Source organism: Petrotoga sp. DB-2 (assembly GCF_054051725.1).
Window position 1 is genome coordinate 1 of the sequence record NZ_JBSVZD010000057.1, and the last position, 2496, is coordinate 2496.

Here is a 2496-nt window from a genome sequence, read left to right on the forward strand (position 1 = left end):
TGCACTTACTAAACGAAAAGTGTACCAAAAATAAGAGTCGGCTAAACGAAAAGTGTACCACCCTATCACACAAATCCTGTATAATGAATTTGGATAAAAAAATTGTACAGGAGGAAAAGAAAGGTGATAGAGATGGTACAATACAATTATATAAGATTTTTGTATTTTAACAAACACAAAAGTCAAAGAGCGATAGCAAAAGAAATGGGGATACACAGAGCAACGGTCAAAAGAGCTATCGAGAACCCAGAACAGAAGTATCATATGAACGTTGAGAGAGATAAACCTGTAAATGGTGATTTTGAAAAACGTATCAAACATTTGTTGGAATACAATTCAAACCAACCCAAGAATCAAAAGTTAACCAAAAGGCGTATATACGAACTCATCTGTGAAGAAGGATACAAAGGAAGTTATTCCTCCTTCACCTATCAAGCAAGGAAGATAGAAGAGAAACTTGGTATCAATCAAAAAGAAGGTTTTTTGAAATTAGTGCCACTAAGAGGTAGTATGCAGGCAGACTTTGGTGAAGTTTACGTGATGCAAGATAAGATGCCAAGAAAGATACACGTATTCTGTGCAAAGTTATGCTACAGCAAGGTGGAGTTTGTTAAAGCTTATCCAGGAGAGTCTACAGAGTTTTTCTTTGATGGATTAACATCGGCGTTTGATTTTTTTGGTGGAGTTCCAAAAAAGATAATCTTTGACAATTTAAAACCTGCGGTGAAGGAAGTACTAACAGGAAGAGAAAGGATACTACAAGAAGAGTTTGTCAAATTCCAGTCCTTCTACTGTTTTGAATCTGAGTTCTGTGGTCCAGCTAAAGGCAATGAAAAAGGGATGGTAGAAAATCTTGTTAAATACGTTGAAAACAACTACTTCTTACCGAGAGTTGAGTTCAAAAGTTTTGATATACTCAATTTGGAATTGAAGGAAAAATGTCATCAAAGGCTCAAAAAAGGAAGGTATGAAGGAGAAAGTTGGGAGAAGAGAATCCTTGATGAAGATTTTCTCCCTCTCAAAGAAAGATACGTATTTGCAAGGATAAAAGAAGCAAAGGTAGACACATACCAACTTATTCATTTGGAAAAGAACAGATACTCTGTACCGACAAATTACATTGGTAAAAAGGTTGAAGTTCACATCTACCCATTCAAGGTAAAGGTAATCTACAAAGGAGAGGTTATAGCAGAGCATGAAAGGATGTTTGGGAAAAACAAAGAGAGTTTAAACCCATACCATTTTCTACCTTTACTAAGAAAAAAGGCAAGGGCATACGAACAAGCTAAGGTCATTCAAGATTGGGGATTACCTCAGATATATGAAAAGTACCATAAGATGCTGCAAGCTCATCTTAACTCTGATTCAAAAGGAACAAGAGAGTTCATAGACATACTAAAATTAACCCAACAATACACCGTTGAAGTTGTTGCAAAGGTACTAAAGGAATTGGACGAAAAGAACCGCTACAGTTACCAAGAAGTGTTAAGCGTACTAAGGTATCAAACACAACACAAACCCAAAACGGAACTCCTCTCGGAAGAAAAGCTAAAATCCCTTGACGTAGACAAACACACCACCACTTACATGTCTTTAAGCACTTACAATGAACTACTTCGAAAAGTGGGGTGTGAAAATGAAAGATGAACTAAGAGAACAGCTGAAATATTGTCGACTATCTGGTATATTAGAACGGTATGACGATATACTACAAGAGGCAAAAAGAAACGATTGGGACAACGAAAGATTTTTTGAAACTTTGATTCAATGTGAAGTCCTATCAAGGGGGAACAACAGATTTCAAAGGTTGTTACACCAAGCAAAGTTCCCTAATCTAAAGACGATAGACCAATTTGATTTCAGTCAAGCGCCTTACCTATCAAAGAAGGAAATACTGGAACTCAGTCAATGTAAGTTCATCGAAGAAAAGACAAATCTTTTGTTCTTAGGATCACCAGGTGCAGGAAAAACACACATAAGTATAGCGATAGGAATACAAGCATGTAAGAAAGGGAAAACAGTAAGTTTTTTCACAGCAGCCAACCTTGGGAACCTCTTAGTTGAAATGCAGGAAGAACGACAACTAACAAAATTCCAAAAAAAGCTGAGCAAAGTAGACTTACTAATAATTGATGAACTAGGATACGTGCAGTTATCCGACCAAGTTACACAACTCATGTTCCAAATATTCTCTGAAAGGTATGAAAAAGGATCTATCTTAGTAAACAGCAATCTTGAATTTGCAGAATGGGCTAAAATATTTCACGATGAAAGGATGACAGCAGCGATTATCGACAGGTTAATCCACAACAGTAAGATAATACTATTCAACGGAGAAAGCTACCGTTACAGGAACCAAAGACGAGAAATTCAGCAAAAGTGATAAATATTCGATTTTTCTCTTTTCATATGAAAAGAGAAAGAAAAGAACTTCTTCTTTCTATATGGTACATAATTAGGTTAGCAGGGTGGTACAGTATTCGGTTAGCCATAGCA

2 protein-coding genes are annotated in these 2496 nt (G+C 36.3%); both read left to right on the plus strand.

Features of this window, described 5'->3' with window-relative positions; all coding sequences use genetic code 11:
• Positions 1-132 precede the first annotated feature (132 nt).
• Positions 133-1647 carry an IS21 family transposase gene (gene istA, locus ACW9JY_RS10375; RefSeq protein ID WP_457284319.1) on the plus strand — a complete coding sequence of 505 codons (1515 nt, stop codon included), beginning with the start codon at positions 133-135 and terminating at the stop codon, positions 1645-1647.
• Positions 1637-2383, plus strand: coding sequence for an IS21-like element helper ATPase IstB (gene istB / locus ACW9JY_RS10380; protein ID WP_103898342.1), 747 nt, complete (start codon positions 1637-1639; stop codon positions 2381-2383). Before istA ends, istB begins: the two co-directional genes overlap by 11 nt.
• Positions 2384-2496: the final 113 nt, after the last annotated feature.